Origin of the sequence: Maribacter ulvicola, from assembly GCF_900155985.1 — a bacterium.
In the GTDB taxonomy this organism is placed as follows: Bacteria; Bacteroidota; Bacteroidia; order Flavobacteriales; family Flavobacteriaceae; genus Maribacter; species Maribacter ulvicola.
Map to the genome: position 1 here is coordinate 1,426,033 of NZ_FTMA01000001.1, position 23,431 is coordinate 1,449,463.

The following is a 23,431-nucleotide window of genomic DNA, read 5'->3' on the forward strand; positions in this document are numbered from 1 at the left end:
TCTATTAATTAAGATTAGCAATTTTTAAAAGGTTGCTTTGATACTAACTCCATATCTTCTAGAACTTGGACCGTTAATAAAGTCAAAACCTTGTGAGTTACCAACACCTGCACCTTGAATGTTTGGATCGAAATTGGCGCCATCTGGTGTGTTGTAGGCATCATACCACAAGTTGAAACCTTGTGCAGTTATAGTTAATGATCCAAAAGGGGTTCTTTCTAAAGCTTTAGCAGGGAACGTGTATCCTAGTGAAAGTTCCTGTAAACGAACTACCGATGCATCATATACCTTAAGTTCAGTTGGACCGAATAAGATATTGTTGAAGTAATACGTAGAATTGTTGATCTGCTTATTGTTTACTTCGCCTGTACTTTGTGAAACACCTGGTAAAATGTAAGTATTCTCTCTGTCTAAGGTTTCGGTAATTAAACCTCTACCTAATAAAGTACCAATAGTGTTAGATACGATATCACCACCTTTTGTATGACTGATCTGAAAGCCTAAATTCCAATTCTTATAAGAAAAAGAATTGATGATGTTCATAATATAATCAGGATTTGGATTACCTATTACCGGTACATTTCCATTGATGTCAACTTCTGTAGTAACATAATCGCCACCATCATCAATTAAGAAGTTACCGTCGGCATCTCTTGCAATGGCATCACCTACTATTGCTCCTAGTTGCTCTCCTTTTATGGCTGCGTTTCCACCAACTGATAGGGTAGAACTACCGGCATAAATGATGATATCTTGTTCTTGTTCTGTTACAATAAATTTATTTTTGGTAAAGTTAGCTCTGGTATTCCAGTTAAATCCACTTGGGTCATTACTTCTTATCCAGTCAACACCTAGGTCAATTTCAATACCGTCACCTTCTATTTTTCCAACATTACTTTGTGTAAAAGTAAAACCTGTTGAAGGAGAAAGTGGCTCTCTAACAATAAGGTCTTTTGTAGTTCTGTCAAAATATGTGAAGTCTAATGAAATTCTATTGTTAAGTAATTTTGATTCAAAACCTACTTCAAATTCAGAAAGTAATTCTGGTTTTAAATCTGGATTAGCCTTGAAGCCTGCAACTTGGTTAGTGGTTACTTCTCCGCCTTCACCATATACTTGCGTGTTCTGCTCAACCACACTTACTGTTGGGTAAGCAGTTGGGAATGTTGCTGACTGACCTAAGCCTGCTCTTAATTTTAAGAAGTTTAGTCCATTCTCAGACTTAATGCCAGGCCATGCCGCAGTAGGTAAAAAAGAAGCACTTACACTTGGGTATGTTTGGCTATTGTTCTCGGTAATAAGGTTAGATACCCAGTCAGTTCTAGTTGATGCGGTAAAGAATAACATATTGTCATAGTCTAAAGTAACTTGACCTAATAAACCGGCAATGTTTCTCTTTTCTGTATATTGAATAGGAGACTGGTTTGCATAATTGAAATGTCTCTGTATGTCAAATACAATTTGACCTGTGCTAGCAACACCAGATTGATCAAATGTGGTAGACCTGGATGTTGCACCCACGTTGAAGGACATTCCTAGTTTTTCCGATAAATCATAATTACCATTTAAAGCCAAATAGTGATCCCAAATGGTATTGTTGTTATCGTAGGTGTTTAAGAACCCAAAAATGGCACTGGTAAATTCAACACCACCCTTGTTAGAGTACTGTTCATTTCTTTCATTGTAATAATCTAAACCAGCTCTATACGTCATGTTAAGATTATCGTTGATGTCATATTGTACAGATGCATTCCAGAAAACACGTGTTGTTAGCTGGGAATATTTCGCATTATTAGCTGTCCAACGTGGATTGATAATGTCATTACCATTTCTATAGTATACACTAGATCCATCAATGGGATTTTGATAGGGTAACCCTAATAGGTCAACACTACGTGGTGTAAAGTAGATGTTGCCAAATATAGAAAGACCAGTTGTACCGTTACCTTCACTTGCCGCAATAGGTGGTGAACTGTAATCTGTTCTAGAATAGTTCATTGCTCCAGCTACGGTGAATTTATTCGATAGTTTGGATCTACCGCCAATAGATACGTTAGCTCTTGTTAAACCATTTCCAGGTATAAAAGACTCATCATCTAAAAAACCAAAATTTGCATTGAACGTAGTATTCCCATCTTGAGAAGCTCCATTAATGTTAACGGAAGTTGAGCTCACAGAACCAGGTTTGAAGTAATCTTCAACAGAATTGTAAGGCTTCCAATCATATCTTGCATCTTGAAATTCTGGAAAAGCCTCTCTTGTAGCTCTAACGGATGTTGTACTATAAGGATGCGCTAAAGTTCCATTTTCGTCAATGGCAGATTGTCTTCCCCATCCAGAAAGGCCACTTTCTTCAAAACTAGGTCCCCAGTTACTAAAGAACCAACCAAATGCTTGGTCAAAACCATTACCATATTCATCTTGGTAATCTGGTAAGGAAGCAAATTCGTTAACAAAGTAAGACTGATTCACTGTAATTTCGGTTTTCTTTTTACCCCCAACAGCAGAACCTGCTTTTGTAGTAATAAGAATTACACCATTTTTACCTTGAGAACCATAAAGCGTTGCAGCGGCAAGACCTTTTAATACTTCAATTTTTGCGATGTTGTTTGGGTCTAAATCTAAAAATCTAGAAGAACCGGTGTTACCCGTTAAGAAGTTAGATCCACCTCCATTGGTATCTTGTGCATTCGTATCGCTACTAAAAGGTACACCATCAACAACAAAGAGAGCTTGGTTACTTCCGCTAAAGGAACTTAAGCCCCTAACTACAACGTTGGTAGCGGAACCTGACATACCTCCAGCTGCGGTGATCTGTACCCCAGATGCTTTACCAGATAAAACACGGGCTACATCCCCTTCGGAACGAGATTCCAAATCTTCTTCGCCAACAGAGGAAACTGCAAAACCTAAAGCTTTTTTCTCACGCTTAATACCTTGGGCGGTAACAACAACTTCTTCAAGGGCTTGAGCGTCTTCTTCCATCATCACACTTACTGTGTTACTGGCACCTACAGATTTTCTGACGGCTTTTTGTCCAATGTAAGTGAATAATAATGTCTCTCCTTGCGAAGCCATGATGGAATAGTTTCCATCAAAATCGGTTTGGGTACCTGTAGTAGTACCTTCAACTACAATGTTAACCCCGGGCAAAGGAAGCCCTCCTTGATCAGTAACCGTACCGGATACTGTTTTTTGTTGTGCAAAAGAAATATGCACAACTAACGCTAAAAGAAGCGTTAACAATCCATTTAGTTTTGTTCTCATTTTTAAATTATTTGAATTAGCTATCGACAAACATCATAATAAAGTGTTAATAATGCAAGATAATTTTAATAAAACTTTAAGAAATGGACATAAAATCCGAAGTTGCAGATAAAACATGATAGTTATTTAAAGTTAAATAATTCATCAAGTATCTTTTTGTCAATTTCGTAATTCAATATAAATACTCAAAAAACACTGTAAAATATTTAAATAAATTTTGATATAAATTGTTTAATGTTTTGTGTGTTGTTAAGGGTATTTTAACAAGGTTAGGAGTGTGTGAAATAAGGGGTGTTCAAAAAAAATAAAAATAAATTCAATTTGGTTTGAATTTTAGCGAAATATCATTACATTTGCCGACCCTTAAAGTAGGGGTAATTTTTTTATATATTATTATAGTATGCCAACAATATCACAATTAGTACGAATAGGAAGAGAGACGATTACTAAGAAGAGTAAATCGGCTGCTTTGGATTCGTGTCCTCAAAGAAGGGGTGTTTGTACACGTGTTTATACTACTACGCCAAAGAAACCAAATTCAGCTATGAGAAAAGTAGCAAGGGTGAGGTTGACCAATGGTAAGGAAGTGAACGCTTACATTCCGGGAGAAGGTCACAATCTTCAAGAGCACTCGATAGTATTAGTAAGAGGCGGAAGAGTTAAAGATTTACCAGGGGTTAGGTATCATATTGTACGTGGTGCATTGGACACAGCAGGTGTGGCCGGTAGAACACAGCGTAGATCTAAATATGGTGCAAAACGCCCTAAGAAGTAATTAAACTTGTTTAAAAGGAAGTAATGAGAAAAAGACAGGCAAAGAAAAGACCACTTTTACCGGATCCAAGATTTAATGATCAATTGGTGACACGTTTCGTCAATATGATGATGTGGGATGGTAAAAAATCAGTTGCTTTTGGTGTGTTTTATGATGCAATTGACATCGTAGATGCAAAAAAGACTGATGAAGAAAAGACAGCTTTAGAGCTTTGGAAAGATGCATTAAGTAATGTTATGCCTCACGTAGAGGTTAGGAGTAGAAGGGTTGGTGGTGCAACATTTCAGATTCCAATGCAAATTAGGCCGGATCGTAAAATATCAACAGCAATGAAGTGGTTGATTAGTTATGCAAGAAAGCGTAACGAGAAGGGTATGGCTCAGAAATTGGCTGGAGAAATTTTAGCTGCAGCTAAAGAAGAGGGTGCGGCTGTTAAGAAAAGAGTCGATACGCACAAGATGGCTGAGGCAAACAAAGCATTTTCGCACTTTAGATTCTAAATAGACATGGCAAGAGATTTAAGATATACAAGAAACATAGGTATTGCTGCGCATATTGATGCTGGTAAGACTACTACGACTGAACGTATACTTTTTTATACGGGTGTAAGTCATAAAATAGGTGAGGTGCATGATGGTGCCGCTACTATGGACTGGATGGAGCAGGAGCAGGAAAGGGGTATTACCATTACTTCTGCTGCTACTACATGTACATGGAAGTTTCCTTTGGAGAATGCAAAGGAATTGCCGGATACTAAAGATTACCACTTTAATATAATAGATACTCCGGGTCACGTTGATTTTACTGTAGAGGTGAATCGTTCTTTACGTGTGTTGGATGGTTTGGTCTTTTTGTTTAGTGCTGTTGATGGGGTGGAGCCTCAGTCAGAGACTAACTGGAGATTAGCTGATAACTATAAGGTTCCTAGAATTGGTTTCGTGAATAAAATGGACCGTCAGGGTTCTAACTTCCTTAAGGTTTGCAAGCAGGTTAAGGAGATGTTAGGTTCAAATGCTGTTCCTATTGTCCTTCCTATCGGTGATGAGGCTGATTTTAGAGGTATTGTAGATTTGGCTAAGAACAGAGCTATTGTTTGGCATGATGAAGGATTCGGTTCTACATTTGATGTAATTGATATTCCTGAAGATATGAAGGCGGAAGTTAAGGAGTATAGAGCTGCCTTAATAGAAGCTGTTGCGGAATATGATGAGGAATTGATGGAGAAATTCTTCGAAGATGAAGATTCTATCACTGAAGAAGAGGTTCACGCTGCTTTAAGGGCTGCGGTAATGGATCGTGCGATTATTCCTATGGTTTGCGGTTCTTCGTTTAAAAATAAAGGTGTTCAGTTTTTATTGGATGCGGTTTGTAGATATTTGCCTTCACCTGTAGATAAGGATGATATTGAGGGTACTAATCCTGATACAGGTGCTGTTGAAAAACGTAAGCCTAATGTAAAAGAGCCGTTCTCGGCTTTGGCATTTAAGATTGCTACTGATCCTTTCGTAGGTAGGTTGGCATTCTTTAGAACATATTCTGGTCGTTTAGATGCTGGTTCTTATATATTGAACAACCGTTCAGGTAAAAAAGAACGTATTTCCCGTATTTATCAAATGCACTCTAATAAGCAAAATGCTATCGATTTTATCGAGGCGGGTGATATTGGTGCGGCTGTAGGTTTTAAAGATATTAAGACTGGTGATACCATGTCTGATGAAAAGCACCCAATTGTTTTGGAAAGCATGGATTTCCCGGAGCCAGTAATTGGTATTGCTGTTGAACCTAAGACTAAAGCGGATGTTGATAAGTTAGGTATGGCTTTGGCTAAATTGGCTGAAGAAGATCCTACTTTCCAAGTGAAAACTGATGAGGCTTCAGGTCAAACAATTATATCTGGTATGGGTGAGCTTCACTTAGATATTATTGTCGATCGTTTAAGAAGAGAGTTTAAGGTTGAAGTGAGTCAAGGTGAACCTCAAGTAGAATACAAGGAAGCATTAACCAAAACGGCTGGACATAGAGAAACTTATAAGAAGCAATCTGGTGGTCGTGGTAAGTTTGGTGATATTGTATTTGAAATGGGTCCTGCTGATGAGGATTTCGAAGGTGAAGGACTTCAGTTTGTTGATGAAATAAAAGGTGGTCGTATTCCTAAAGAATTTATTCCGTCTGTAGAGAAAGGTTTCAAAGTTGCAATGCAAAACGGACCTTTGGCTGGATATGAAATGGATTCTATGAAAGTTGTTCTTAAGGATGGATCTTTCCACCCTGTAGATTCTGATGCACTTTCTTTTGAATTAGCTGCTAAGATGGGTTACAAGGCTGCTGGTAAAGCTGCTGGTGCCGTTATTATGGAGCCAATTATGAAGTTAGAAGTTATTACTCCTGAGGAAAATATGGGTGATATCGTTGGAGATTTAAATAGACGTAGAGGTACTATTGGTGATATGAGCGATAGAGCTGGAGCAAAAGTTGTTAAGGGTACAGTGCCATTATCTGAAATGTTCGGATATGTTACTTCTCTTAGAACATTATCTTCAGGTCGTGCAACTTCAACAATGGAATTTTCACACTATGCAGAGACTCCTTCTAATATTTCAGAAGAAGTTATCAAAGCAGCAAAAGGTATAACAGCATAAATTTAGGACATGAGTCAGAAAATTAGAATAAAACTAAAATCTTACGATCATAACTTGGTGGATAAGTCTGCTGAGAAGATTGTAAAAACGGTAAAGACTACCGGTGCTGTTGTAACAGGACCAATTCCTTTGCCAACACATAAAAAAATATTTACAGTTTTGCGTTCACCGCACGTAAATAAGAAGTCTAGAGAGCAGTTCCAGTTAAGTTCTTATAAGAGGTTATTGGATATCTATAGTTCTTCATCTAAGACTATTGATGCACTTATGAAGTTAGAGCTTCCAAGTGGTGTAGAAGTAGAGATTAAGGTGTAACTCACTATCTAATCTTAATGGATTAGATAACATGTCCTGAGCTGCGTGCGAGGGAAAAACGGAAAAAATAATTTAGGGTTAAATTATTTTGACCCTATTTTTTTTGAATAGAATTTAATAAGTAATAATTAATATAAATAAGTATGTCTGGGTTAATAGGAAAGAAAGTAGGCATGACCAGTATTTTTGACGAGAATGGAAAAAACATTCCATGTACCGTTATACAAGCTGGACCATGTGTAGTTACCCAAGTCAGAACCGAAGAGGTCGACGGGTATAGTGCCCTTCAACTTGGTTTCGATGACAAGGCAGAAAGTCGTGCTATTAAGGCTGAATTAGGCCATTTTAAAAAAGCAGGTGCTTCTCCTAAGAAAAAAGTCGTTGAATTCCGAGATTTTGAAGGTGAATTTAAATTAGGTGACACGGTTGGTGTTGATGTTTTTGCTGAAGGTCAGTTCGTAGATGTTATTGGTACATCTAAGGGTAAAGGATTTCAGGGTGTTGTAAAACGTCACGGATTCGGTGGAGTTGGTCAAGCAACTCATGGTCAGCATAACAGACTTAGGGCTCCAGGTTCTATTGGTGCTGCATCATATCCTGCAAGAGTATTTAAAGGTATGAAAATGGCCGGTAGAATGGGTACTGATCGTGTAACGGTTCAGAACCTTAGAGTTTTAAAAGTAGTTCCAGAAAAAAATCTTTTAGTAGTAAAAGGTTGTGTTCCGGGCCATAAGAATGCTTATGTAACCATACAAAGGTAGATGTAATGAAGATAGCAGTTTTAGATATTAAAGGAAAAGACACAGGCAGAAAGGCAAACCTTTCTGATGATGTTTTCGCTATAGAGCCTAATGATCATGCGGTTTACCTAGATGTAAAGCAGTATTTAGCTCATCAGAGACAAGGTACGCACAAAGCTAAGGAAAGAGCTGAGATCGCTGGTAGTACTAGAAAGATTAAAAAACAAAAGGGTACAGGTACTGCGAGAGCAGGTAGTATTAAATCTCCAGTCTTTAGAGGTGGAGGTAGAATATTTGGCCCTAGACCTAGAGATTACGGTCAAAAGTTGAATAAAAATTTAAAGCGATTGGCAAGAAAATCGGCATTGACTTTGAAAGCAAAGGAAAATGGGATTTTAGTAGTTGAAGATTTTGATTTTGACACTCCTAAAACTAAAGATTTTATTGAAGTTTTAAGGACCTTAGGTCTTGAGAATAAAAAGTCTTTGATAGTGTTGGGGGATTCAAATAAAGGTGTATATTTGTCTTCGCGTAATTTTAAAGGCTCTGAAGTTATAACTAACTCAGAATTAAGTACTTATAAAATACTTCACGCTAATAGTGTAGTATTGTTAGAGAGTTCTTTGGAAGGAATTGAATCGAATTTAAATAAACAATAATATCATGAGTGTGTTGATAAAACCAATTATAACGGAAAAAATGACTGCTGATAGCGAGTTGAATAACCGTTATGGATTCGTAGTTGACCCTAAGGCTAACAAGTTGCAGATTAAAGATGCGGTTGAGGCTACTTATGGTGTTTCTGTGAAGAAGGTTCGTACAATGAATTACGGTCCTTCAAGAAAATCCAGGTATACAAAAACTGGTGTGCAGCATGGTAAAACAAATGCTATTAAAAAGGCGATTGTTGATGTTGTAGAGGGTGATATTATCGATTTTTACAGTAATCTATAAAGACAAGAAATGTCAGTTAGAAAATTAAAACCAATCACTCCAGGACAGCGTTTTAGAGTAGTAAATGGATTTGACGCCATTACTGCTGATAAGCCGGAGAAAAGCTTGCTTGCTCCGTTAAAAAAGTCCGGAGGTAGAAACAGTCAAGGAAAGATGACCATACGCCAAAAAGGTGGAGGTCATAAAAGAAGGTATCGTGTAATAGATTTTAAGAGAGACAAGCAAGATGTGCCTGCAACTGTTAAGACAATTGAGTACGATCCAAATAGAACTGCATTTATTGCTCTTTTAGAGTATGCGGATGGTGAGAAGCGTTATGTTATTGCTCAGAATGGTTTGCAAGTTGATCAGCAGGTTGTTGCTGGTTCTGCTGTGGCGCCTGAGATTGGTAATGCATTACCGTTAAGTGAGATTCCTTTAGGAACTATAATTTCATGTATTGAGTTAAGGCCTGGGCAAGGTGCTGTTATGGCGCGTAGTGCTGGTACGTTTGCTCAGCTTATGGCAAAGGACGGTAAGTTTGTTACGGTGAAAATGCCATCTGGTGAAACAAGGTTAATTCTTTCAGGTTGTTTGGCTACTATAGGTGCTATATCTAACTCTGATCATCAATTGTTAGTATCAGGTAAGGCTGGTAGAAGTAGATGGTTGGGTAGAAGACCTAGAACTAGACCGGTAGCTATGAACCCTGTCGATCATCCAATGGGTGGTGGTGAAGGTAGAGCTTCGGGTGGTCATCCAAGATCGAGAAACGGAATACCTGCTAAAGGGTTCAGAACTCGTTCTAAGACCAAGAGCACCAACAAGTATATAATAGAACGTAGAAAGAAATAAAAACTAAGAAGAAATGGCACGTTCACTAAAAAAAGGACCTTACGTTCACTATAGTTTGGAGAAAAAAATCCAACAAAGTGTATCATCCGGTAAGAAAGCGGTAATCAAAACTTGGTCTAGAGCATCTATGATCACTCCTGATTTCGTTGGGATGACAATAGCGGTTCATAACGGAAAACAATTTGTACCTGTTTTTGTAACAGAAAACATGGTAGGACATAAACTTGGGGAATTTTCACCAACTAGATCTTTTAGGGGTCATGCGGGTGCGAAAAACAAAGGAAAAAAGTAAGCTATGGGAGTTCGTAAAAAACAGATGGCCGAAAGAATTAAGGCTGAAAAGAAGATGGTAGCTTTCGCTAAGTTGAATAACTGTCCTACATCACCTAGAAAAATGCGTTTAGTTGCAGATTTGATTCGCGGTGTAAAGGTAGAGCAAGCTTTAGCTATACTAAGGTTTAATCCTAAGGAAGCTTCTAGAAAGTTGGAAAAATTATTACTTTCAGCTTTGGCTAATTGGCAAGCAAAAAATGAAGAGGCAAGTTTAGAGGATGCTGATTTAATTGTAGCTGAGATTAGAGTAGATAGTGGTGCAATGTTGAAGAGGTTGCGTCCTGCTCCACAAGGTAGAGCACATAGAATTAGAAAACGTTCAAACCATGTTACATTGGTTTTGGGTTCAAAAAATATAACAGAAAACTAGGATGGGACAGAAAACAAATCCAATAGGAAATCGTCTAGGAATCATAAGAGGTTGGGAGTCTAACTGGTATGGTGGTAACGATTACGGAGATAAATTGGCTGAGGATGATAAAATACGTAAGTATATTCATGCCAGACTTTCTAAAGCTAGTGTTTCAAGAGTTATAATTGAAAGAACTCTTAAGTTAATCACTGTTACTGTTACAACTGCTAGACCTGGTATTATTATCGGTAAAGGTGGTCAGGAAGTTGATAAGTTAAAAGAGGAGTTGAAAAAGATCACCAATAAGGAGGTTCAAATCAACATTTTTGAAATAAAAAGACCTGAACTTGATGCTAATTTAGTAGCGGCAAGTGTAGCTCGTCAGATTGAAAGTAGAATTTCTTTTAGAAGAGCGATTAAAATGGCAATCGCCGCAGCAATGCGTATGAATGCTGAAGGAATAAAGATTCAAATCTCTGGTAGATTGAACGGTGCTGAAATGGCACGATCTGAATCTTATAAAGATGGTAGAATTCCATTATCAACCTTTAGAGCGGATATTGATTATGCTTTACAGGAAGCTCAGACTACATATGGTAAACTTGGTATTAAAGTTTGGATTATGAAAGGTGAGGTATATGGTAAAAGAGATTTATCTCCATTAGTAGGAATGCAAAAGGATTCTTCTAAAGGTGGTAAGCAAGAAGGTGGAAGAAAACAACGTCGTAGAAAGTAATTTTTTAAAGAACTAAAGTAATGTTACAACCGAAAAGAACGAAGTTCCGTAAGATGCAGAAAGGCCGTATGAAAGGTCTTGCTGGAAGAGGACACCAACTTTCAAATGGTATGTTCGGTATAAAGAATGTTGATGATGCTGCATTTTTGACTTCACGCCAAATAGAAGCTGCTCGTATTGCTGCTACTAGATTTATGAAGAGAGAAGGTCAATTGTGGATTAAAATATTTCCAGACAAGCCGATTACCAAAAAGCCATTAGAAGTACGTATGGGTAAAGGTAAGGGTGCACCAGAATATTTTGTAGCCGTGGTTAAACCGGGTAGAATTATGTTCGAAGTGGCCGGAGTTCCTATGGAAGTAGCAAAAGAGGCTTTAAGATTAGCGGCTCAGAAACTTCCTGTAAAAACAAAATTCATTGTAGCTCGTGATTACGAGGCTGGAAATTAAACGTAAGTGATAATGAAAAAACAAGAGATTAAAGAAATGTCTGTGGAAGGACTTACGGAGAAACTGGCCGAGTACAAGAAGCAGCATGCAGATTTGAAAATGGCACATTTTGTAACTCCGTTAGAAAATCCGCTTCAGATTAGAAAAGTAAGGAGAACGGTAGCAAGATTAGCTACTGAATTAACTAATAGGGAGAACCAATAACTGGTGGGCTTTATGGAGAAAAGAAATTTAAGAAAAGAGAGAGTAGGAGTTGTTACTAGTAATAAAATGGAGAAATCTATTGTTATTGCAGAAGTGAAAAGAGTAAAACATCCTATGTACGGAAAATTCGTTTTGAAGACAAAGAAATATGTTGCACATGACGAAAAGAACGATTGTAACATTGGTGATACTGTAAAGATCATGGAAACAAGACCTATGAGTAAAACCAAATGTTGGAGATTAGTAGAAATCTTAGAAAGAGCTAAATAAGTTATGTTACAGCAAGAATCTAGACTAAAAGTAGCGGATAACACAGGGGCAAAGGAAGTTTTAACTATCCGTGTTCTTGGTGGTACCAAAAGAAGGTATGCTTCAATAGGTGACAAAATAGTGGTTACTGTTAAGGAGGCTACTCCGAATGGAGGTATCAAAAAAGGTGCGGTTTCAACTGCTGTTGTAGTTCGTACAAAGAAAGAGGTTAGAAGACCTGATGGATCTTATATAAGATTTGATGATAACGCTTGTGTGTTATTGAATCCTGCCGGAGAAATGAGAGGTACTCGTGTTTTTGGACCTGTAGCAAGAGAGCTTAGGGATAAGCAGTTCATGAAGATTGTATCATTGGCCCCAGAGGTATTATAATATAACTGACAAGATGAAAAAGTTAAAAATCAAAACAGGAGATACGGTAAGAATTACTGCTGGTGACCATAAAGGTACCGAAGGTAAAGTTATGCGTGTAAATCTTGAGAAAAATAAAGCCATCGTAGAAGGTGCCAATATGGTATCTAAACATGAGAAGCCTAGTGCTAAAAATCCTCAAGGTGGTATTGTAAAAAAAGAAGCTTTAATCCATATTTCCAATTTGGCATTGATCGACAGTAAAACTGGCGATGTAACAAGAGTTGGTTACGAAATGAAGGATGGTAAGAAAGTTAGGGTTTCCAAAAAATCCAATGAAGTAATTTAGTTATGGCATACGTTGCAAGATTAAAGAAAGAGTATAAGGAGCGAATAGTAGCTGCCCTTACCGAAGAGTTTGGTTACAGTAATGTAATGCAGGTTCCTAAGTTAGAGAAGATAGTAATGAGTAGAGGTGTAGGAGCTGCTGTTGCTGATAAAAAACTTATTGACCATGCAATAGATGAGATGACTATGATAACGGGTCAAAAAGCCGTAGCTACGATGTCTAAGAAAGATGTTGCTGCCTTTAAATTAAGAAAAGGTATGCCAATTGGTGCAAAAGTTACCCTAAGAGGTGAGCGTATGTACGAATTTTTAGACCGTTTGGTTACTTCTGCATTACCACGTGTTAGAGATTTTCAGGGAATTAAAGCAACAGGTTTTGATGGTCGTGGAAATTATAACCTTGGTGTAACGGAGCAAATCATATTTCCTGAAGTTAATATTGATAAAATCAATAGAATTAACGGTATGGATATTACATTTGTAACTTCTGCAGATACAGATAAAGAAGCAAAATCATTATTAACAGAATTAGGTTTACCTTTTAAAAAGAATTAGTATGGCTAAGGAATCAATGAAAGCCCGTGAGAGAAAAAGGGAAAGAACTGTAGCGAATTATGCTGAGAAACGTAAGGCTTTAAAAGAAGCTGGAGATTACGAAGCGCTTCAGAGATTACCTAAGAATGCATCTCCGGTTCGTTTGCACAACAGATGTAAGTTGACGGGAAGACCTAAAGGTTACATGAGAACTTTTGGTATTTCAAGGGTGAAATTCAGAGAGATGGCTAATGCTGGGTTGATACCTGGTGTTAAGAAGGCTAGCTGGTAAGTAAAGAATTATTAATGGATTTAGGTTTGGCTTAAGTGCTGAAAACCATCTCCGAATTATATACATATGGTAACAGATACTATTGCAGATTACCTAACGAGAGTTAGAAACGCGAGTAGAGCGGGACATAGGGTTGTTGAAATTCCTGCGTCGAATCTAAAGAAAGAAATTACTAAAATATTATTCGATCAAGGATATATTTTAAGCTACAAGTTCGAAGAGAGCAAAGTTCAAGGATCTATAAAGATAGCTTTGAAATATGATAAGCTTACTAAAGAACCTGTTATCAAGAAAATACAGCGTATAAGTAAGCCTGGTCTTAGAAAGTATGCGGGTAGTGAAGATTTACCTCGTGTATTAAATGGTTTGGGTATTGCTATTGTGTCTACATCTCACGGTGTAATGACTAGCAAGCAGGCTAAGGCAGAGAAAGTTGGTGGTGAAGTTTTATGCTACGTTTATTAATTGATAAAAGATTTAGAAAATGTCTAGAATAGGTAATAATCCAGTCGCAATTCCTGAAGGGGTTACAGTTGAAATCAACGACAACATCATTTCCGTAAAAGGAAAATTAGGTGAGTTGACTCAAGAGTTCTCAGGAGTATCGATTAAAGTAGAAGACGGACAGGCTTTTGTAACAAGGCCATCTGACTCTAAGGAGCATAAAGCAAAACACGGTTTGTACAGGTCACTTATCACTAATATGGTTGATGGTGTCTCTAAAGGTTGGACCAAAGAATTAGAATTAGTAGGTGTAGGTTATAGAGCAAGTAATCAAGGTCAAAAACTTGATTTGGCTCTAGGTTTTTCTCATAATATTGTTTTTGATCTGGCCCCTGAGGTAAAGGTGGAAACAATTTCTGAAAAAGGTAAGAATCCTATAGTGAAGCTTACTTCTCATGACAAACAATTAGTGGGTCATATAGCAGCAAAGATTAGATCTTTCCGTAGTCCGGAGCCGTACAAAGGGAAAGGAATTAAGTTTGTAGGTGAAATATTAAGAAGAAAAGCTGGTAAGTCAGCTTAATAAAGGATATTATGGGATTATCAAAAACACAAAGAAAATTAAGAATCCGACGTAGAATACGTAAGGTTTCTTCTGGAACTGCAGCTAAGCCAAGATTATCTGTATTTAGAAGTAACAGCGAAATTTACGCGCAAGTTATAGACGACGTTAAAGGAGTCACTTTAGTATCCGCTTCTTCAAGAGATAAGGATATTGCGAAAGCAAAAGGAAATAAAACCGAGATTGCTGCTTTGGTTGGTAAAACAATCGCTGAGAAATCTGTAAAAGCTGGCTTGGATAAAGTTGCTTTTGATAGAGGAGGTAATTTGTATCATGGAAGAGTGAAATCTTTAGCAGATGGTGCAAGAGAAGCAGGACTAAAATTCTAATATACTAGTATGTTCCAAAAATATAAAAACGTAGAGACTGTTAAACCAGGTGGTCTAGATTTAAAAGATAAATTAGTTGGTATTCAACGTGTAACTAAGGTAACAAAAGGTGGTAGAGCATTCGGTTTTTCTGCAATTGTTGTTGTAGGTGATGAGAATGGTGTTGTTGGTCACGGTTTAGGTAAATCAAAAGAAGTTGCTACTGCTATTGCAAAAGCAATTGAGGATGGTAAAAAGAATCTAGTTCGTATTCCTTTAAATAAAGGGACACTACCTCACGAACAAAAAGGTAAATTTGGTGGCGCAAGAGTTTATATTCAACCTGCATCCCATGGTACCGGTGTTATTGCCGGTGGTGCTGTAAGATCAGTATTAGAATCTGTAGGTGTGCATGATGTATTATCTAAATCTCAGGGTTCATCAAATCCACATAACGTTGTAAAAGCAACTTTTGATGCTTTATTACAACTTAGAGATGCAAAGACTATTGCTACACAAAGAGGTGTTTCTTTAGAAAAAGTATTTAAAGGTTAAGAGGAAAATTATGGCAAAGATTAAAGTTACACAGTTAAAAAGTGGAATTAAGAAACCTCAAAATCAAAAAAGAACTTTAGAGGCTCTTGGTTTAAAAAGAATTGGTCAGGTCGTTGAACATGATGATACGCCTAATATTCTTGGTATGATAAATAAAGTTAAACATTTAGTTTCCACTGAGGAAGCTTAAATTTAGGATAAAATGGGTTTACATAATTTACAGCCTGCAGAAGGTTCGGTGAATAGAGACGGAAAACGACTTGGAAGAGGTCAGGGTTCTGGAAAAGGAGGCACAGCTGCAAGAGGTCATAAAGGAGCAAAATCAAGATCTGGTTATTCTAAGAAGATTGGTTTTGAAGGTGGTCAAATGCCTTTACAACGTCGTGTACCTAAGTTTGGTTTTACAAATATTAATCGTAAAAGCTACCAAGGTATCAATTTAGAGAAGTTACAAGAACTTGTGGATAATAAAGTTGTAACCAATGAAGTGTCTTTGGATCTTTTGATTGAAAATGGTTTAGTTGGTAAAAACGATTTAGTGAAAATTTTAGGAAATGGCGAATTAAAAGCAGCTCTTAAAATATCAGTACATAAATTTACAGCATCAGCCAAAGCAGCTATTGAAGCGGCAGGTGGAGAAGCAATAAGTTTGTAAGCATAAACAACAGCATGAAGAATTTTATTGATACAATATCCAATATTTGGAAGATAGAAGAACTAAGAAATAGAATTCTTATTACATTAGGTCTTTTATTGGTTTACCGTTTTGGTTGTCAAATTGTACTTCCGGGTATAGATTCAACACAATTAGGTGGGTTAACAGATAGTACAGATCAAGGTATTTTTGGTCTTTTAAATGCATTTACAGGAGGGGCGTTTGCTAATGCTTCTGTTTTTGCATTAGGTATCATGCCTTATATATCTGCATCTATTGTAGTTCAGTTAATGGGTATTGCAATTCCTTATCTTCAGAAGTTACAAAAAGAAGGAGAAAGCGGTCGTAAGACTATCAATCAAATTACTAGATGGTTGACCATTGGTATTTGTATTGTTCAGGCACCTGCTTATTTGTATGGGTTAGAGGCGTTTGGTGTTAGAGATAGTGCTTTCTTATTAGGAAAAGGTTTGGACTTCATGGTTCCTGCAGTTATTATACTGGTTACAGGTACTGTGTTTGCTATGTGGTTGGGTGAAAAAATTACTGATAAAGGTATTGGTAACGGTATTTCACTTTTAATCATGATTGGTATAATTGCGACAATGCCTCAATCTTTTGTTCAAGAATTTATATCTAGAACTACGGATAATAATGGTGGTCTAATGTTTATTTTAATAGAAGTTATTGTTTGGTTCTTGGTGATATTGGCTTGTATACTGTTGGTAATGGCTACAAGACAAATTCCTGTGCAATATGCTAGAAGAACCGCTTCTGGTGGGTATGAGAAAAACATCATGGGGTCAAGACAATATATTCCATTAAAGTTAAACGCTTCTGGGGTTATGCCAATAATCTTTGCGCAAGCTATTATGTTTGTACCAGGGATGATAGGTGGTGCTTTTGATGATACTGCATTTGGACAATGGATGCAAGTTCAGTTTAGTGACATCTTTGGATGGGCATATAATTTATTGTTTGCATTATTGATTATAATATTCACCTATTTTTATACTGCCATAACGGTACCTACCAATAAGATGGCAGATGACCTTAAAAGAAGTGGTGGTTTTATCCCTGGAATTCGTCCAGGAAAAGAAACTGGAGATTATTTAGATAAGATTATGTCTTTAATAACGTTACCTGGATCTATTTTCTTAGCTTTGCTGGCTATTTTACCGGCAATAGTGGTAAAGTTGATGGATGTTCAAGCTGGATGGGCGTTATTTTATGGTGGTACTTCCCTTTTAATTATGGTTGGTGTTGCTATTGATACAGTGCAACAAGTTAATTCCTATTTGTTGAATAGACATTATGATGGTTTAATGAAAACCGGTAAAAATAGAAAAGTAGCATAATTTATGGCTAAGCAGGCAGCAATAGAACAAGATGGATCTATCATTGAAGCATTATCAAATGCAATGTTTCGTGTAGAGTTGGAGAACGGACATGTGGTAACAGCGCATATATCAGGTAAGATGCGTATGCACTATATTAAACTATTACCTGGAGATAAGGTTAAATTGGAGATGAGTCCTTATGACCTTACTAAAGCAAGAATTACATATAGATACTAAGATACAAGATGAAAGTAAGAGCATCAGTTAAGAAGAGAAGTGCCGACTGCAAGATTGTTCGCAGAAAAGGCAGGTTGTACGTAATCAACAAAAAGAATCCTAGATTTAAACAAAGACAAGGGTAATTATGGCAAGAATCGCAGGTATAGATATACCAAAACAAAAGAGAGGTGTAATCGCCTTGACCTATATTTTCGGAATAGGAAGAAGTAGGTCACAAGAAATATTAAGTAAAGCCCAAGTTAGCGAAGATACTAAGGTTTCTGATTGGAACGATGATGAAATAGGTCGTATCAGGGAAGCTGTTTCTGAATTTACCATTGAAGGTGAATTACGTTCAGAGACTCAGTTGAACATTAAGCGTTTGATGGATATAGGCTGTTATAGAGGTATTCGTCATAGGTCAGGTTTGCCTTTAAGAGGTCAACGTACCAAGAACAACTCTAGAACTAGAAAAGGAAAGCGTAAAACAGTTGCTAACAAGAAGAAAGCAACTAAATAATAATTAGGTATGGCAAAGGCAAGTACTAAAGTTACCAAGAAACGTAAGGTTATAGTTGATTCTGTTGGTGAGGCGCACATCAGTGCATCTTTCAACAACATCATTATCTCTTTGACAAATAAAAAAGGAGATGTTATTTCTTGGTCATCAGCCGGTAAATTAGGTTTTAGAGGTTCTAAGAAAAATACACCTTATGCTGCGCAAGTTGCTGCAGAAGATTGTTCTAAAGTTGCGCATGAAGCAGGTTTAAGAAAAGTTAAGGTTTATGTAAAAGGTCCAGGTAACGGAAGAGAATCTGCAATCAGATCTTTACACAATGCGGGTATCGAAGTAACAGAGATTATCGATGTTACTCCAATGCCACATAATGGATGTAGACCTCCTAAAAGAAGAAGAGTTTAATTAATATTATATTTCACCGAAAGTGTAGTTACGATTATCGAAGGATAAGCCTTAATTCATAATCTCACTTTCAAATTAAAAGAAAATGGCAAGATATACAGGACCAAAATCAAAAATCGCACGTAAATTCGGCGAAGCAATTTTCGGAGATGATAAATCTTTCGAAAAAAAGAATTACCCTCCAGGGCAACACGGTAACAACAGAAGAAGAGGTAAGAAATCAGAGTATTCTGTTCAGTTGATGGAGAAGCAAAAGGCTAAATATACTTACGGTATTCTAGAAAAGCAATTTAGAAACTTATTTCAAACTGCGAAAAGAAAAGAAGGTGTTGCTGGTGAGATCTTACTTCAATTATGTGAATCTCGTTTAGATAACGTTGTTTTTAGAATGGGTATTTCTCCAACTAGAAGCGGTGCAAGACAGTTAGTATCTCACAGACACATTACGGTTAATGGAGAGTTGGTAAATATACCTTCTTACTCATTAAAAGCAGGAGATGTTGTTGGTGTTAGAGAGAAATCTAAATCATTACAAAGTATACAAGATTCATTAGCTGCTAGTAGTGCAGTTTATGAATGGATTTCTTGGAACAGTGAAAAGAAGGAAGGTACTTATGTTACTATTCCAGAAAGATTGCAGATTCCAGAAAATATCAAAGAACAATTAATCGTGGAGTTATACTCTAAATAAACAATACCGATCCAATTATGGCATTATTTAATTTTCAGAAACCCGATAAAGTAATAATGATCGATTCCTCTGATTTCGAAGGGAAGTTCGAATTTCGCCCTTTGGAACCTGGTTATGGATTAACTGTTGGGAATGCATTAAGAAGAGTATTGCTTTCTTCTTTAGAAGGTCATGCAATAACTTCGGTTAGGATTGATAAAGTAGAGCATGAATTTTCTACTATACCTGGCGTTGTTGAAGATGTAACAGAGATTATATTAAACTTGAAACAAGTACGTTTCAAAAAGCAAATAGAAGATTCTGAAGCGGAAGTTGTTTCAATTTCTGTAAGTGGTAAGAATCAGTTGACTGCTGGTGATTTTCAAAAGTTTATTTCTGGATATCAAGTTTTGAATCCAGATTTAGTTCTTTGTAATATGGATGCTAAAGTTAGCATCAATATGGAGATAACTATTGAAAAAGGTAGGGGTTATGTTCCTGCAGAGGAAAATAGAAAATCTGGTGCGCCATTAGGTACAATAGCTGTTGATTCTATTTTTACACCTATTAAGAATGTAAAATATAGTATTGAAAACTTTCGTGTAGAGCAAAAAACTGATTATGAAAAATTAGTTTTTGAAATATCTTCAGATGGTTCAATCCATCCAAAAGATGCTTTGACTGAAGCAGCAAAAGTTCTTATTCATCACTTTATGTTATTCTCTGATGAGCGTATAACACTAGAAGCTGATGAGATTGCTCAAACAGAGACTTATGATGAAGAGTCTTTACATATGAGACAATTATTGAAAACTAAATTAGTTGATATGGACCTTTCTGTTCGTGCACTAAACTGTTTAAAAGCTGCTGAAGTGGATACTTTAGGAGATTTGGTTTCTTTCAATAAGAACGATTTAATGAAGTTTAGAAACTTTGGTAAAAAATCTTTAACTGAACTTGAAGAACTTGTAATTAACAAAGGATTAAGTTTTGGTATGGATTTATCAAAATACAAATTAGATAAAGATTAAATAATCATATTTTGCTCCTCGTTCTAACGAGTTTGGTAGCAAGATGATAAAATTAAAATATGAGACACGGTAAAAAAATTAATCATTTAGGTAGAAAGACTGCCCATAGAAAAGCAATGTTAGCAAACATGGCTTGTTCTTTGATTGAGCACAAAAGAATCAATACAACAGTTGCAAAAGCTAAAGCTTTAAAGCAATTTATTGAGCCTTTGATTACGAAATCAAAAGCAGAAAATAATGTTAGTGCTGAAAAAGGTACTCATAACAGACGTATTGTTTTTAAAAACCTTCGTGATAAATATGCTGTAACAGAATTGTTTAGTGTTGTATCTGAAAAAGTTGCAGATAGACCAGGTGGTTATACTAGAATTATCAAATTAGGTAATCGTTTAGGTGATAATGCTGATATGGCAATGATAGAATTGGTTGATTTCAACGAATTGTACAATGCTGGGAAGCCTAAGAAAAAATCTACGAGAAGAAGTAGAAGGTCAGGTGGTGGTGATGCAACTGCAGTTTCTGCTGAGAAAGAAACTAAAGTTGAAGAGGCTCAACCAGAAACAGAAGCTAAGATTGATGATTCTAAGGAATAACATTGTCAATAAATATTAATAATGAAAAAGGATAAGCTTTGTAGCTTATCCTTTTTTTTATGTTTTTTTGTGAACGAATAAATTATAAGACTAAAATGAAATATCAGGCAAAGAGAAAAGCTATAATATTACTTGCAGACGGTACTATCTTTTATGGGAAATCTGTAGGGGATAAAGAAGGTACCGCCTTTGGAGAGGTATGCTTCAATACTGGGATGACGGGTTATCAAGAGATATTTACAGATCCATCTTATTTTGGACAAATAATGGTGACCACTAATGCACATATTGGTAACTACGGTGTTAATAAAGGTGAAATTGAATCTGAATCAATAAAAATTTCTGGGTTGGTCTGTAGAAATTTTAGTTATGAGTATTCTAGACCTTTGGCAGATGATAGTTTGCAAGGGTTTTTAGATAAGAATGATTTGTTTGCAATTTCTGATGTGGATACACGTGCCTTGGTAAGTTATATTAGGGATAATGGAGCAATGAATGCTGTAATTTCTACGGATATTGAAGATATTGAGGGGTTAAAAAAGAAACTAAGTGAAGTGCCAAGCATGAAAGGGTTAGAGCTGGCATCAAAAGTGTCTACAAATGAACCATATTTTGCTGGAGATAAAACTGCTACTTATAAAATAGCAGCACTTGATATTGGTATAAAAAAGAATATTTTAAGAAATTTGGTAAAACGTGGAGCATACGTAAAAGTCTTTCCTTATAACAGTAGTTTTGAGGAAATGTCTTCTTGGGAGCCTGATGCATTCTTTATATCAAATGGTCCAGGTGATCCAGAACCATTGATTGATGCCATTTCTGCGGTTAAGAAAATGATACGAACAGATAAGCCTCTTTTTGGAATTTGCTTAGGACATCAAGTTTTAGCATTGGCTAACGGTGTATCAACCTATAAAATGCATAACGGTCATAGAGGTATAAATCATCCTGTATTAAATTTAATAACGGGTAAAGGAGAAATTACCTCTCAAAACCATGGTTTTGCTATTAATAGGGAAGAAGCAGAGGCTAATAGTACCTTAGAGATTACGCATACACATCTTAATGATAAGACCGTAGCTGGTATTCGTATGAAAGATAAAAATGTGTTTTCTGTACAATATCATCCAGAAGCAAGTCCTGGTCCACATGATGCAGATTATCTTTTTGATGATTTTTTCAATTTAATTGAAAAAAGTTCGAAACTTAACGAAATAGTTTAAATAAACATTATTTAATATGGAAATGTAGGTATTGAAAGAGGTAGTTAAAAGCCTGCTTTTGTATCTTTACTTTTTAAACAAACAACTAATAAAAAAGAATTAAAATGAGTATTATATTAAATGTTCACGCAAGGCAAATATTAGATTCTAGAGGAAACCCAACTGTTGAAGTAGATGTAGTTACAGAGAATGGTGTTATGGGTAGAGCTGCTGTTCCTTCTGGAGCTTCTACTGGTGAGCATGAAGCTGTTGAATTACGTGATGGTGGTAAGACTTTCATGGGTAAAGGCGTAAGTAAAGCTGTTGATAACGTAAACAGCATTATTGCAGAGGAAATTTTAGGAATGAGTGTATTTGATCAAAATCTTTTAGATCAAACCATGATAGATTTAGATGGTACGCCAAACAAATCTAAATTAGGGGCTAATGCTATATTAGGTGTTTCTTTAGCTGCTGCAAAGGCCGCTGCGAATGAATTAGGTCTTTCTTTGTTTAGATATATTGGTGGTGTTAGTGCAAATACCTTACCTGTTCCAATGATGAATATTATTAATGGTGGTTCTCATTCAGATGCGCCAATCGCATTTCAGGAATTCATGGTAATGCCCGTTAAAGCAAAAAGCTTTACACACGCTATGCAAATGGGGACAGAGATTTTCCATAACCTTAAAAAAGTATTGCATGATCGTGGTCTTAGTACCGCGGTTGGTGATGAAGGTGGATTTGCACCAAACCTTGCCGGTGGTACTGAGGATGCTTTAGATACTATTGCAAAAGCGGTTAAAAACGCAGGTTATACTTTAGGGGATGATGTCATGATTGCATTGGACTGTGCTGCTGCTGAATTTTTTGTTGATGGTAAATATGACTATACGAAGTTTGAAGGTGAATCTGGTGTAATTAGAACATCTGAAGAGCAAGCTCAATATTTAGCTGATTTAAGTGCAAAATACCCTATTATCTCTATAGAAGACGGTATGGATGAAAACGATTGGGATGGTTGGAAATCTTTGACCGATAAAATTGGAGATAAAGTGCAATTGGTAGGTGATGATTTGTTTGTTACAAACGTTGAACGTCTTTCTACAGGTATTGAAAAAGGTATCGCAAATTCAATTTTGATCAAGGTAAATCAAATTGGTACTTTGACAGAGACAATTGCAGCTGTTAATATGGCTAAAAATGCAGGTTATACATCAGTAATGTCTCACCGTTCTGGAGAGACGGAAGATAATACTATTGCTGATTTAGCCGTAGCTTTAAATACCGGTCAAATTAAAACTGGTTCCGCTTCACGATCAGATCGTATGGCTAAATACAACCAATTACTTCGTATAGAAGAAGAATTAGGAAGTACAGCTTACTATCCACAAGAAAAAGCTTTTAAATTAGGTTAATTCTTAACTAGAATAATTGATTAAGCCTTTCTTTCAAGAAAGGCTTTTTTTTTTGGCAC

At 36.4% G+C, this 23,431-nt stretch carries 35 protein-coding genes; 34 read left to right on the plus strand and 1 reads right to left on the minus strand.

Annotated elements, in window-relative coordinates; genetic code table 11:
- Window positions 1–24: 24 nt before the first annotated feature.
- Window positions 25–3,267, minus strand: a complete 3,243-nt coding sequence (locus BW936_RS06065) for a SusC/RagA family TonB-linked outer membrane protein (RefSeq protein WP_076547386.1) — start codon at window positions 3,265–3,267, stop codon at window positions 25–27.
- A 400-nt stretch (window positions 3,268–3,667) separates the two neighbouring features.
- On the opposite strand from BW936_RS06065, the gene rpsL reads away from it, so the two are divergent.
- The 34 genes from rpsL (at window position 3,668) to eno (ending at window position 23,372) form a co-directional block, all read left to right on the plus strand.
- On the plus strand, window positions 3,668–4,042 hold the full coding sequence (rpsL, locus tag BW936_RS06070) for a 30S ribosomal protein S12 (protein WP_036152127.1): 375 nt from the start codon (window positions 3,668–3,670) through the stop codon (window positions 4,040–4,042).
- 23 nt (window positions 4,043–4,065) lie between these two features.
- On the plus strand, window positions 4,066–4,542 hold the full coding sequence (gene rpsG / locus BW936_RS06075) for a 30S ribosomal protein S7 (RefSeq protein WP_027064831.1): 477 nt from the start codon (window positions 4,066–4,068) through the stop codon (window positions 4,540–4,542).
- A 6-nt stretch (window positions 4,543–4,548) separates the two neighbouring features.
- Window positions 4,549–6,681, plus strand: a complete 2,133-nt coding sequence (fusA, locus tag BW936_RS06080) for an elongation factor G (protein ID WP_076547387.1) — start codon at window positions 4,549–4,551, stop codon at window positions 6,679–6,681.
- 9 nt (window positions 6,682–6,690) lie between these two features.
- The gene (gene rpsJ, locus BW936_RS06085) at window positions 6,691–6,996 is read left to right on the plus strand and encodes a 30S ribosomal protein S10 (RefSeq protein WP_007094989.1); all 306 of its coding nucleotides are present in this window, start codon (window positions 6,691–6,693) and stop codon (window positions 6,994–6,996) included.
- 143 nt (window positions 6,997–7,139) lie between these two features.
- The gene (rplC, locus tag BW936_RS06090) at window positions 7,140–7,757 is read left to right on the plus strand and encodes a 50S ribosomal protein L3 (protein WP_036152131.1); all 618 of its coding nucleotides are present in this window, start codon (window positions 7,140–7,142) and stop codon (window positions 7,755–7,757) included.
- Window positions 7,758–7,762: 5 nt separating this feature from the next.
- A complete protein-coding gene (gene rplD / locus BW936_RS06095; RefSeq protein ID WP_076547388.1) occupies window positions 7,763–8,395 on the plus strand; it encodes a 50S ribosomal protein L4 in 633 nt (210 codons plus the stop codon).
- A 4-nt stretch (window positions 8,396–8,399) separates the two neighbouring features.
- The gene (gene rplW, locus BW936_RS06100; RefSeq protein WP_036152136.1) at window positions 8,400–8,690 is read left to right on the plus strand and encodes a 50S ribosomal protein L23; all 291 of its coding nucleotides are present in this window, start codon (window positions 8,400–8,402) and stop codon (window positions 8,688–8,690) included.
- Window positions 8,691–8,699: 9 nt separating this feature from the next.
- On the plus strand, window positions 8,700–9,524 hold the full coding sequence (rplB, locus tag BW936_RS06105) for a 50S ribosomal protein L2 (RefSeq protein ID WP_076547389.1): 825 nt from the start codon (window positions 8,700–8,702) through the stop codon (window positions 9,522–9,524).
- 13 nt (window positions 9,525–9,537) lie between these two features.
- Window positions 9,538–9,816: a 30S ribosomal protein S19 gene (rpsS, locus tag BW936_RS06110; RefSeq protein WP_027064825.1), complete on the plus strand. Its 279-nt coding sequence runs from the start codon at window positions 9,538–9,540 to the stop codon at window positions 9,814–9,816.
- A gap of 3 nt (window positions 9,817–9,819) precedes the next feature.
- Entirely contained in the window at window positions 9,820–10,227 is a 408-nt protein-coding gene (rplV, locus tag BW936_RS06115; protein ID WP_073242600.1) for a 50S ribosomal protein L22, read from the plus strand.
- Between the two features lies 1 nt (window position 10,228).
- On the plus strand, window positions 10,229–10,945 hold the full coding sequence (rpsC, locus tag BW936_RS06120; RefSeq protein WP_027064823.1) for a 30S ribosomal protein S3: 717 nt from the start codon (window positions 10,229–10,231) through the stop codon (window positions 10,943–10,945).
- A 20-nt stretch (window positions 10,946–10,965) separates the two neighbouring features.
- Window positions 10,966–11,394, plus strand: a complete 429-nt coding sequence (gene rplP, locus BW936_RS06125; RefSeq protein WP_036152144.1) for a 50S ribosomal protein L16 — start codon at window positions 10,966–10,968, stop codon at window positions 11,392–11,394.
- Between the two features lie 12 nt (window positions 11,395–11,406).
- Window positions 11,407–11,598 carry a 50S ribosomal protein L29 gene (gene rpmC, locus BW936_RS06130; RefSeq protein WP_036152146.1) on the plus strand — a complete coding sequence of 64 codons (192 nt, stop codon included), beginning with the start codon at window positions 11,407–11,409 and terminating at the stop codon, window positions 11,596–11,598.
- Between the two features lie 12 nt (window positions 11,599–11,610).
- The gene (gene rpsQ, locus BW936_RS06135) at window positions 11,611–11,868 is read left to right on the plus strand and encodes a 30S ribosomal protein S17 (protein WP_027064820.1); all 258 of its coding nucleotides are present in this window, start codon (window positions 11,611–11,613) and stop codon (window positions 11,866–11,868) included.
- Between the two features lie 3 nt (window positions 11,869–11,871).
- Window positions 11,872–12,240 carry a 50S ribosomal protein L14 gene (gene rplN, locus BW936_RS06140; RefSeq protein WP_027064819.1) on the plus strand — a complete coding sequence of 123 codons (369 nt, stop codon included), beginning with the start codon at window positions 11,872–11,874 and terminating at the stop codon, window positions 12,238–12,240.
- 13 nt (window positions 12,241–12,253) lie between these two features.
- Window positions 12,254–12,568, plus strand: coding sequence for a 50S ribosomal protein L24 (gene rplX, locus BW936_RS06145; RefSeq protein ID WP_076547390.1), 315 nt, complete (start codon window positions 12,254–12,256; stop codon window positions 12,566–12,568).
- A 2-nt stretch (window positions 12,569–12,570) separates the two neighbouring features.
- Window positions 12,571–13,122, plus strand: coding sequence for a 50S ribosomal protein L5 (gene rplE / locus BW936_RS06150; RefSeq protein ID WP_036152150.1), 552 nt, complete (start codon window positions 12,571–12,573; stop codon window positions 13,120–13,122).
- 1 nt (window position 13,123) lies between these two features.
- A complete protein-coding gene (rpsN, locus tag BW936_RS06155) occupies window positions 13,124–13,393 on the plus strand; it encodes a 30S ribosomal protein S14 (protein WP_076547391.1) in 270 nt (89 codons plus the stop codon).
- 66 nt (window positions 13,394–13,459) lie between these two features.
- Window positions 13,460–13,858 carry a 30S ribosomal protein S8 gene (gene rpsH, locus BW936_RS06160; protein ID WP_076547392.1) on the plus strand — a complete coding sequence of 133 codons (399 nt, stop codon included), beginning with the start codon at window positions 13,460–13,462 and terminating at the stop codon, window positions 13,856–13,858.
- Between the two features lie 19 nt (window positions 13,859–13,877).
- Entirely contained in the window at window positions 13,878–14,420 is a 543-nt protein-coding gene (rplF, locus tag BW936_RS06165) for a 50S ribosomal protein L6 (protein WP_076547393.1), read from the plus strand.
- 11 nt (window positions 14,421–14,431) lie between these two features.
- Window positions 14,432–14,788, plus strand: coding sequence for a 50S ribosomal protein L18 (rplR, locus tag BW936_RS06170; protein ID WP_076547394.1), 357 nt, complete (start codon window positions 14,432–14,434; stop codon window positions 14,786–14,788).
- A gap of 9 nt (window positions 14,789–14,797) precedes the next feature.
- Window positions 14,798–15,322 (plus strand): 30S ribosomal protein S5, encoded by a 525-nt coding sequence (gene rpsE / locus BW936_RS06175; protein ID WP_058103817.1) that lies wholly within the window; start codon window positions 14,798–14,800, stop codon window positions 15,320–15,322.
- 10 nt (window positions 15,323–15,332) lie between these two features.
- A complete protein-coding gene (rpmD, locus tag BW936_RS06180; RefSeq protein ID WP_036152161.1) occupies window positions 15,333–15,512 on the plus strand; it encodes a 50S ribosomal protein L30 in 180 nt (59 codons plus the stop codon).
- Window positions 15,513–15,524: 12 nt separating this feature from the next.
- The gene (gene rplO / locus BW936_RS06185) at window positions 15,525–15,977 is read left to right on the plus strand and encodes a 50S ribosomal protein L15 (RefSeq protein WP_076547395.1); all 453 of its coding nucleotides are present in this window, start codon (window positions 15,525–15,527) and stop codon (window positions 15,975–15,977) included.
- Window positions 15,978–15,991: 14 nt separating this feature from the next.
- Window positions 15,992–17,335: a preprotein translocase subunit SecY gene (secY, locus tag BW936_RS06190; RefSeq protein WP_076547396.1), complete on the plus strand. Its 1,344-nt coding sequence runs from the start codon at window positions 15,992–15,994 to the stop codon at window positions 17,333–17,335.
- Window positions 17,336–17,338: 3 nt separating this feature from the next.
- Window positions 17,339–17,554 carry a translation initiation factor IF-1 gene (gene infA / locus BW936_RS06195; protein ID WP_013305172.1) on the plus strand — a complete coding sequence of 72 codons (216 nt, stop codon included), beginning with the start codon at window positions 17,339–17,341 and terminating at the stop codon, window positions 17,552–17,554.
- Between the two features lie 8 nt (window positions 17,555–17,562).
- Window positions 17,563–17,679, plus strand: coding sequence for a type B 50S ribosomal protein L36 (ykgO, locus tag BW936_RS06200; RefSeq protein WP_013305171.1), 117 nt, complete (start codon window positions 17,563–17,565; stop codon window positions 17,677–17,679).
- A gap of 2 nt (window positions 17,680–17,681) precedes the next feature.
- Window positions 17,682–18,056: a 30S ribosomal protein S13 gene (rpsM, locus tag BW936_RS06205; protein ID WP_036152167.1), complete on the plus strand. Its 375-nt coding sequence runs from the start codon at window positions 17,682–17,684 to the stop codon at window positions 18,054–18,056.
- Between the two features lie 9 nt (window positions 18,057–18,065).
- Entirely contained in the window at window positions 18,066–18,458 is a 393-nt protein-coding gene (gene rpsK, locus BW936_RS06210) for a 30S ribosomal protein S11 (RefSeq protein WP_027064807.1), read from the plus strand.
- A gap of 85 nt (window positions 18,459–18,543) precedes the next feature.
- Window positions 18,544–19,149 carry a 30S ribosomal protein S4 gene (gene rpsD / locus BW936_RS06215; RefSeq protein WP_076547397.1) on the plus strand — a complete coding sequence of 202 codons (606 nt, stop codon included), beginning with the start codon at window positions 18,544–18,546 and terminating at the stop codon, window positions 19,147–19,149.
- Between the two features lie 17 nt (window positions 19,150–19,166).
- Window positions 19,167–20,159: a DNA-directed RNA polymerase subunit alpha gene (locus BW936_RS06220; RefSeq protein WP_076547398.1), complete on the plus strand. Its 993-nt coding sequence runs from the start codon at window positions 19,167–19,169 to the stop codon at window positions 20,157–20,159.
- Between the two features lie 59 nt (window positions 20,160–20,218).
- Entirely contained in the window at window positions 20,219–20,752 is a 534-nt protein-coding gene (gene rplQ, locus BW936_RS06225; RefSeq protein WP_076547399.1) for a 50S ribosomal protein L17, read from the plus strand.
- 95 nt (window positions 20,753–20,847) lie between these two features.
- Window positions 20,848–21,975, plus strand: a complete 1,128-nt coding sequence (carA, locus tag BW936_RS06230) for a glutamine-hydrolyzing carbamoyl-phosphate synthase small subunit (RefSeq protein WP_076547400.1) — start codon at window positions 20,848–20,850, stop codon at window positions 21,973–21,975.
- Window positions 21,976–22,079: 104 nt separating this feature from the next.
- Window positions 22,080–23,372 carry a phosphopyruvate hydratase gene (gene eno, locus BW936_RS06235; RefSeq protein WP_076547401.1) on the plus strand — a complete coding sequence of 431 codons (1,293 nt, stop codon included), beginning with the start codon at window positions 22,080–22,082 and terminating at the stop codon, window positions 23,370–23,372.
- Window positions 23,373–23,431: the final 59 nt, after the last annotated feature.

What these genes read in the sequence shown, in the direction of transcription:
- rplB (WP_076547389.1), top strand. Translation starts at nt 8,700, where the DNA reads ATGTCAGTTAGAAAATTAAAACCAATCACTCCAGGACAGCGTTTTAGA.
- rpmD (WP_036152161.1), top strand. Translation starts at nt 15,333, where the DNA reads ATGGCAAAGATTAAAGTTACACAGTTAAAAAGTGGAATTAAGAAACCT.
- rpsN (WP_076547391.1), top strand. Translation starts at nt 13,124, where the DNA reads ATGGCTAAGGAATCAATGAAAGCCCGTGAGAGAAAAAGGGAAAGAACT.
- rpsK (WP_027064807.1), top strand. Translation starts at nt 18,066, where the DNA reads ATGGCAAAGGCAAGTACTAAAGTTACCAAGAAACGTAAGGTTATAGTT.
- rplE (WP_036152150.1), top strand. Translation starts at nt 12,571, where the DNA reads ATGGCATACGTTGCAAGATTAAAGAAAGAGTATAAGGAGCGAATAGTA.
- rpsH (WP_076547392.1), top strand. Translation starts at nt 13,460, where the DNA reads ATGGTAACAGATACTATTGCAGATTACCTAACGAGAGTTAGAAACGCG.
- fusA (WP_076547387.1), top strand. Translation starts at nt 4,549, where the DNA reads ATGGCAAGAGATTTAAGATATACAAGAAACATAGGTATTGCTGCGCAT.
- ykgO (WP_013305171.1), top strand. Translation starts at nt 17,563, where the DNA reads ATGAAAGTAAGAGCATCAGTTAAGAAGAGAAGTGCCGACTGCAAGATT.
- rpsL (WP_036152127.1), top strand. Translation starts at nt 3,668, where the DNA reads ATGCCAACAATATCACAATTAGTACGAATAGGAAGAGAGACGATTACT.
- rplW (WP_036152136.1), top strand. Translation starts at nt 8,400, where the DNA reads ATGAGTGTGTTGATAAAACCAATTATAACGGAAAAAATGACTGCTGAT.
- rpsJ (WP_007094989.1), top strand. Translation starts at nt 6,691, where the DNA reads ATGAGTCAGAAAATTAGAATAAAACTAAAATCTTACGATCATAACTTG.
- rpsS (WP_027064825.1), top strand. Translation starts at nt 9,538, where the DNA reads ATGGCACGTTCACTAAAAAAAGGACCTTACGTTCACTATAGTTTGGAG.
- BW936_RS06220 (WP_076547398.1), top strand. Translation starts at nt 19,167, where the DNA reads ATGGCATTATTTAATTTTCAGAAACCCGATAAAGTAATAATGATCGAT.
- rpsQ (WP_027064820.1), top strand. Translation starts at nt 11,611, where the DNA reads ATGGAGAAAAGAAATTTAAGAAAAGAGAGAGTAGGAGTTGTTACTAGT.
- rplR (WP_076547394.1), top strand. Translation starts at nt 14,432, where the DNA reads ATGGGATTATCAAAAACACAAAGAAAATTAAGAATCCGACGTAGAATA.
- rpsG (WP_027064831.1), top strand. Translation starts at nt 4,066, where the DNA reads ATGAGAAAAAGACAGGCAAAGAAAAGACCACTTTTACCGGATCCAAGA.
- rplC (WP_036152131.1), top strand. Translation starts at nt 7,140, where the DNA reads ATGTCTGGGTTAATAGGAAAGAAAGTAGGCATGACCAGTATTTTTGAC.
- BW936_RS06065 (WP_076547386.1), bottom strand. Translation starts at nt 3,267, where the DNA reads ATGAGAACAAAACTAAATGGATTGTTAACGCTTCTTTTAGCGTTAGTT.
- rplO (WP_076547395.1), top strand. Translation starts at nt 15,525, where the DNA reads ATGGGTTTACATAATTTACAGCCTGCAGAAGGTTCGGTGAATAGAGAC.
- eno (WP_076547401.1), top strand. Translation starts at nt 22,080, where the DNA reads ATGAGTATTATATTAAATGTTCACGCAAGGCAAATATTAGATTCTAGA.
- rplD (WP_076547388.1), top strand. Translation starts at nt 7,763, where the DNA reads ATGAAGATAGCAGTTTTAGATATTAAAGGAAAAGACACAGGCAGAAAG.
- rplP (WP_036152144.1), top strand. Translation starts at nt 10,966, where the DNA reads ATGTTACAACCGAAAAGAACGAAGTTCCGTAAGATGCAGAAAGGCCGT.
- rplV (WP_073242600.1), top strand. Translation starts at nt 9,820, where the DNA reads ATGGGAGTTCGTAAAAAACAGATGGCCGAAAGAATTAAGGCTGAAAAG.
- rplQ (WP_076547399.1), top strand. Translation starts at nt 20,219, where the DNA reads ATGAGACACGGTAAAAAAATTAATCATTTAGGTAGAAAGACTGCCCAT.
- rpsD (WP_076547397.1), top strand. Translation starts at nt 18,544, where the DNA reads ATGGCAAGATATACAGGACCAAAATCAAAAATCGCACGTAAATTCGGC.
- rpsM (WP_036152167.1), top strand. Translation starts at nt 17,682, where the DNA reads ATGGCAAGAATCGCAGGTATAGATATACCAAAACAAAAGAGAGGTGTA.
- rplX (WP_076547390.1), top strand. Translation starts at nt 12,254, where the DNA reads ATGAAAAAGTTAAAAATCAAAACAGGAGATACGGTAAGAATTACTGCT.
- rpmC (WP_036152146.1), top strand. Translation starts at nt 11,407, where the DNA reads ATGAAAAAACAAGAGATTAAAGAAATGTCTGTGGAAGGACTTACGGAG.
- carA (WP_076547400.1), top strand. Translation starts at nt 20,848, where the DNA reads ATGAAATATCAGGCAAAGAGAAAAGCTATAATATTACTTGCAGACGGT.
- rplN (WP_027064819.1), top strand. Translation starts at nt 11,872, where the DNA reads ATGTTACAGCAAGAATCTAGACTAAAAGTAGCGGATAACACAGGGGCA.
- rplF (WP_076547393.1), top strand. Translation starts at nt 13,878, where the DNA reads ATGTCTAGAATAGGTAATAATCCAGTCGCAATTCCTGAAGGGGTTACA.
- rpsE (WP_058103817.1), top strand. Translation starts at nt 14,798, where the DNA reads ATGTTCCAAAAATATAAAAACGTAGAGACTGTTAAACCAGGTGGTCTA.
- secY (WP_076547396.1), top strand. Translation starts at nt 15,992, where the DNA reads ATGAAGAATTTTATTGATACAATATCCAATATTTGGAAGATAGAAGAA.
- infA (WP_013305172.1), top strand. Translation starts at nt 17,339, where the DNA reads ATGGCTAAGCAGGCAGCAATAGAACAAGATGGATCTATCATTGAAGCA.
- rpsC (WP_027064823.1), top strand. Translation starts at nt 10,229, where the DNA reads ATGGGACAGAAAACAAATCCAATAGGAAATCGTCTAGGAATCATAAGA.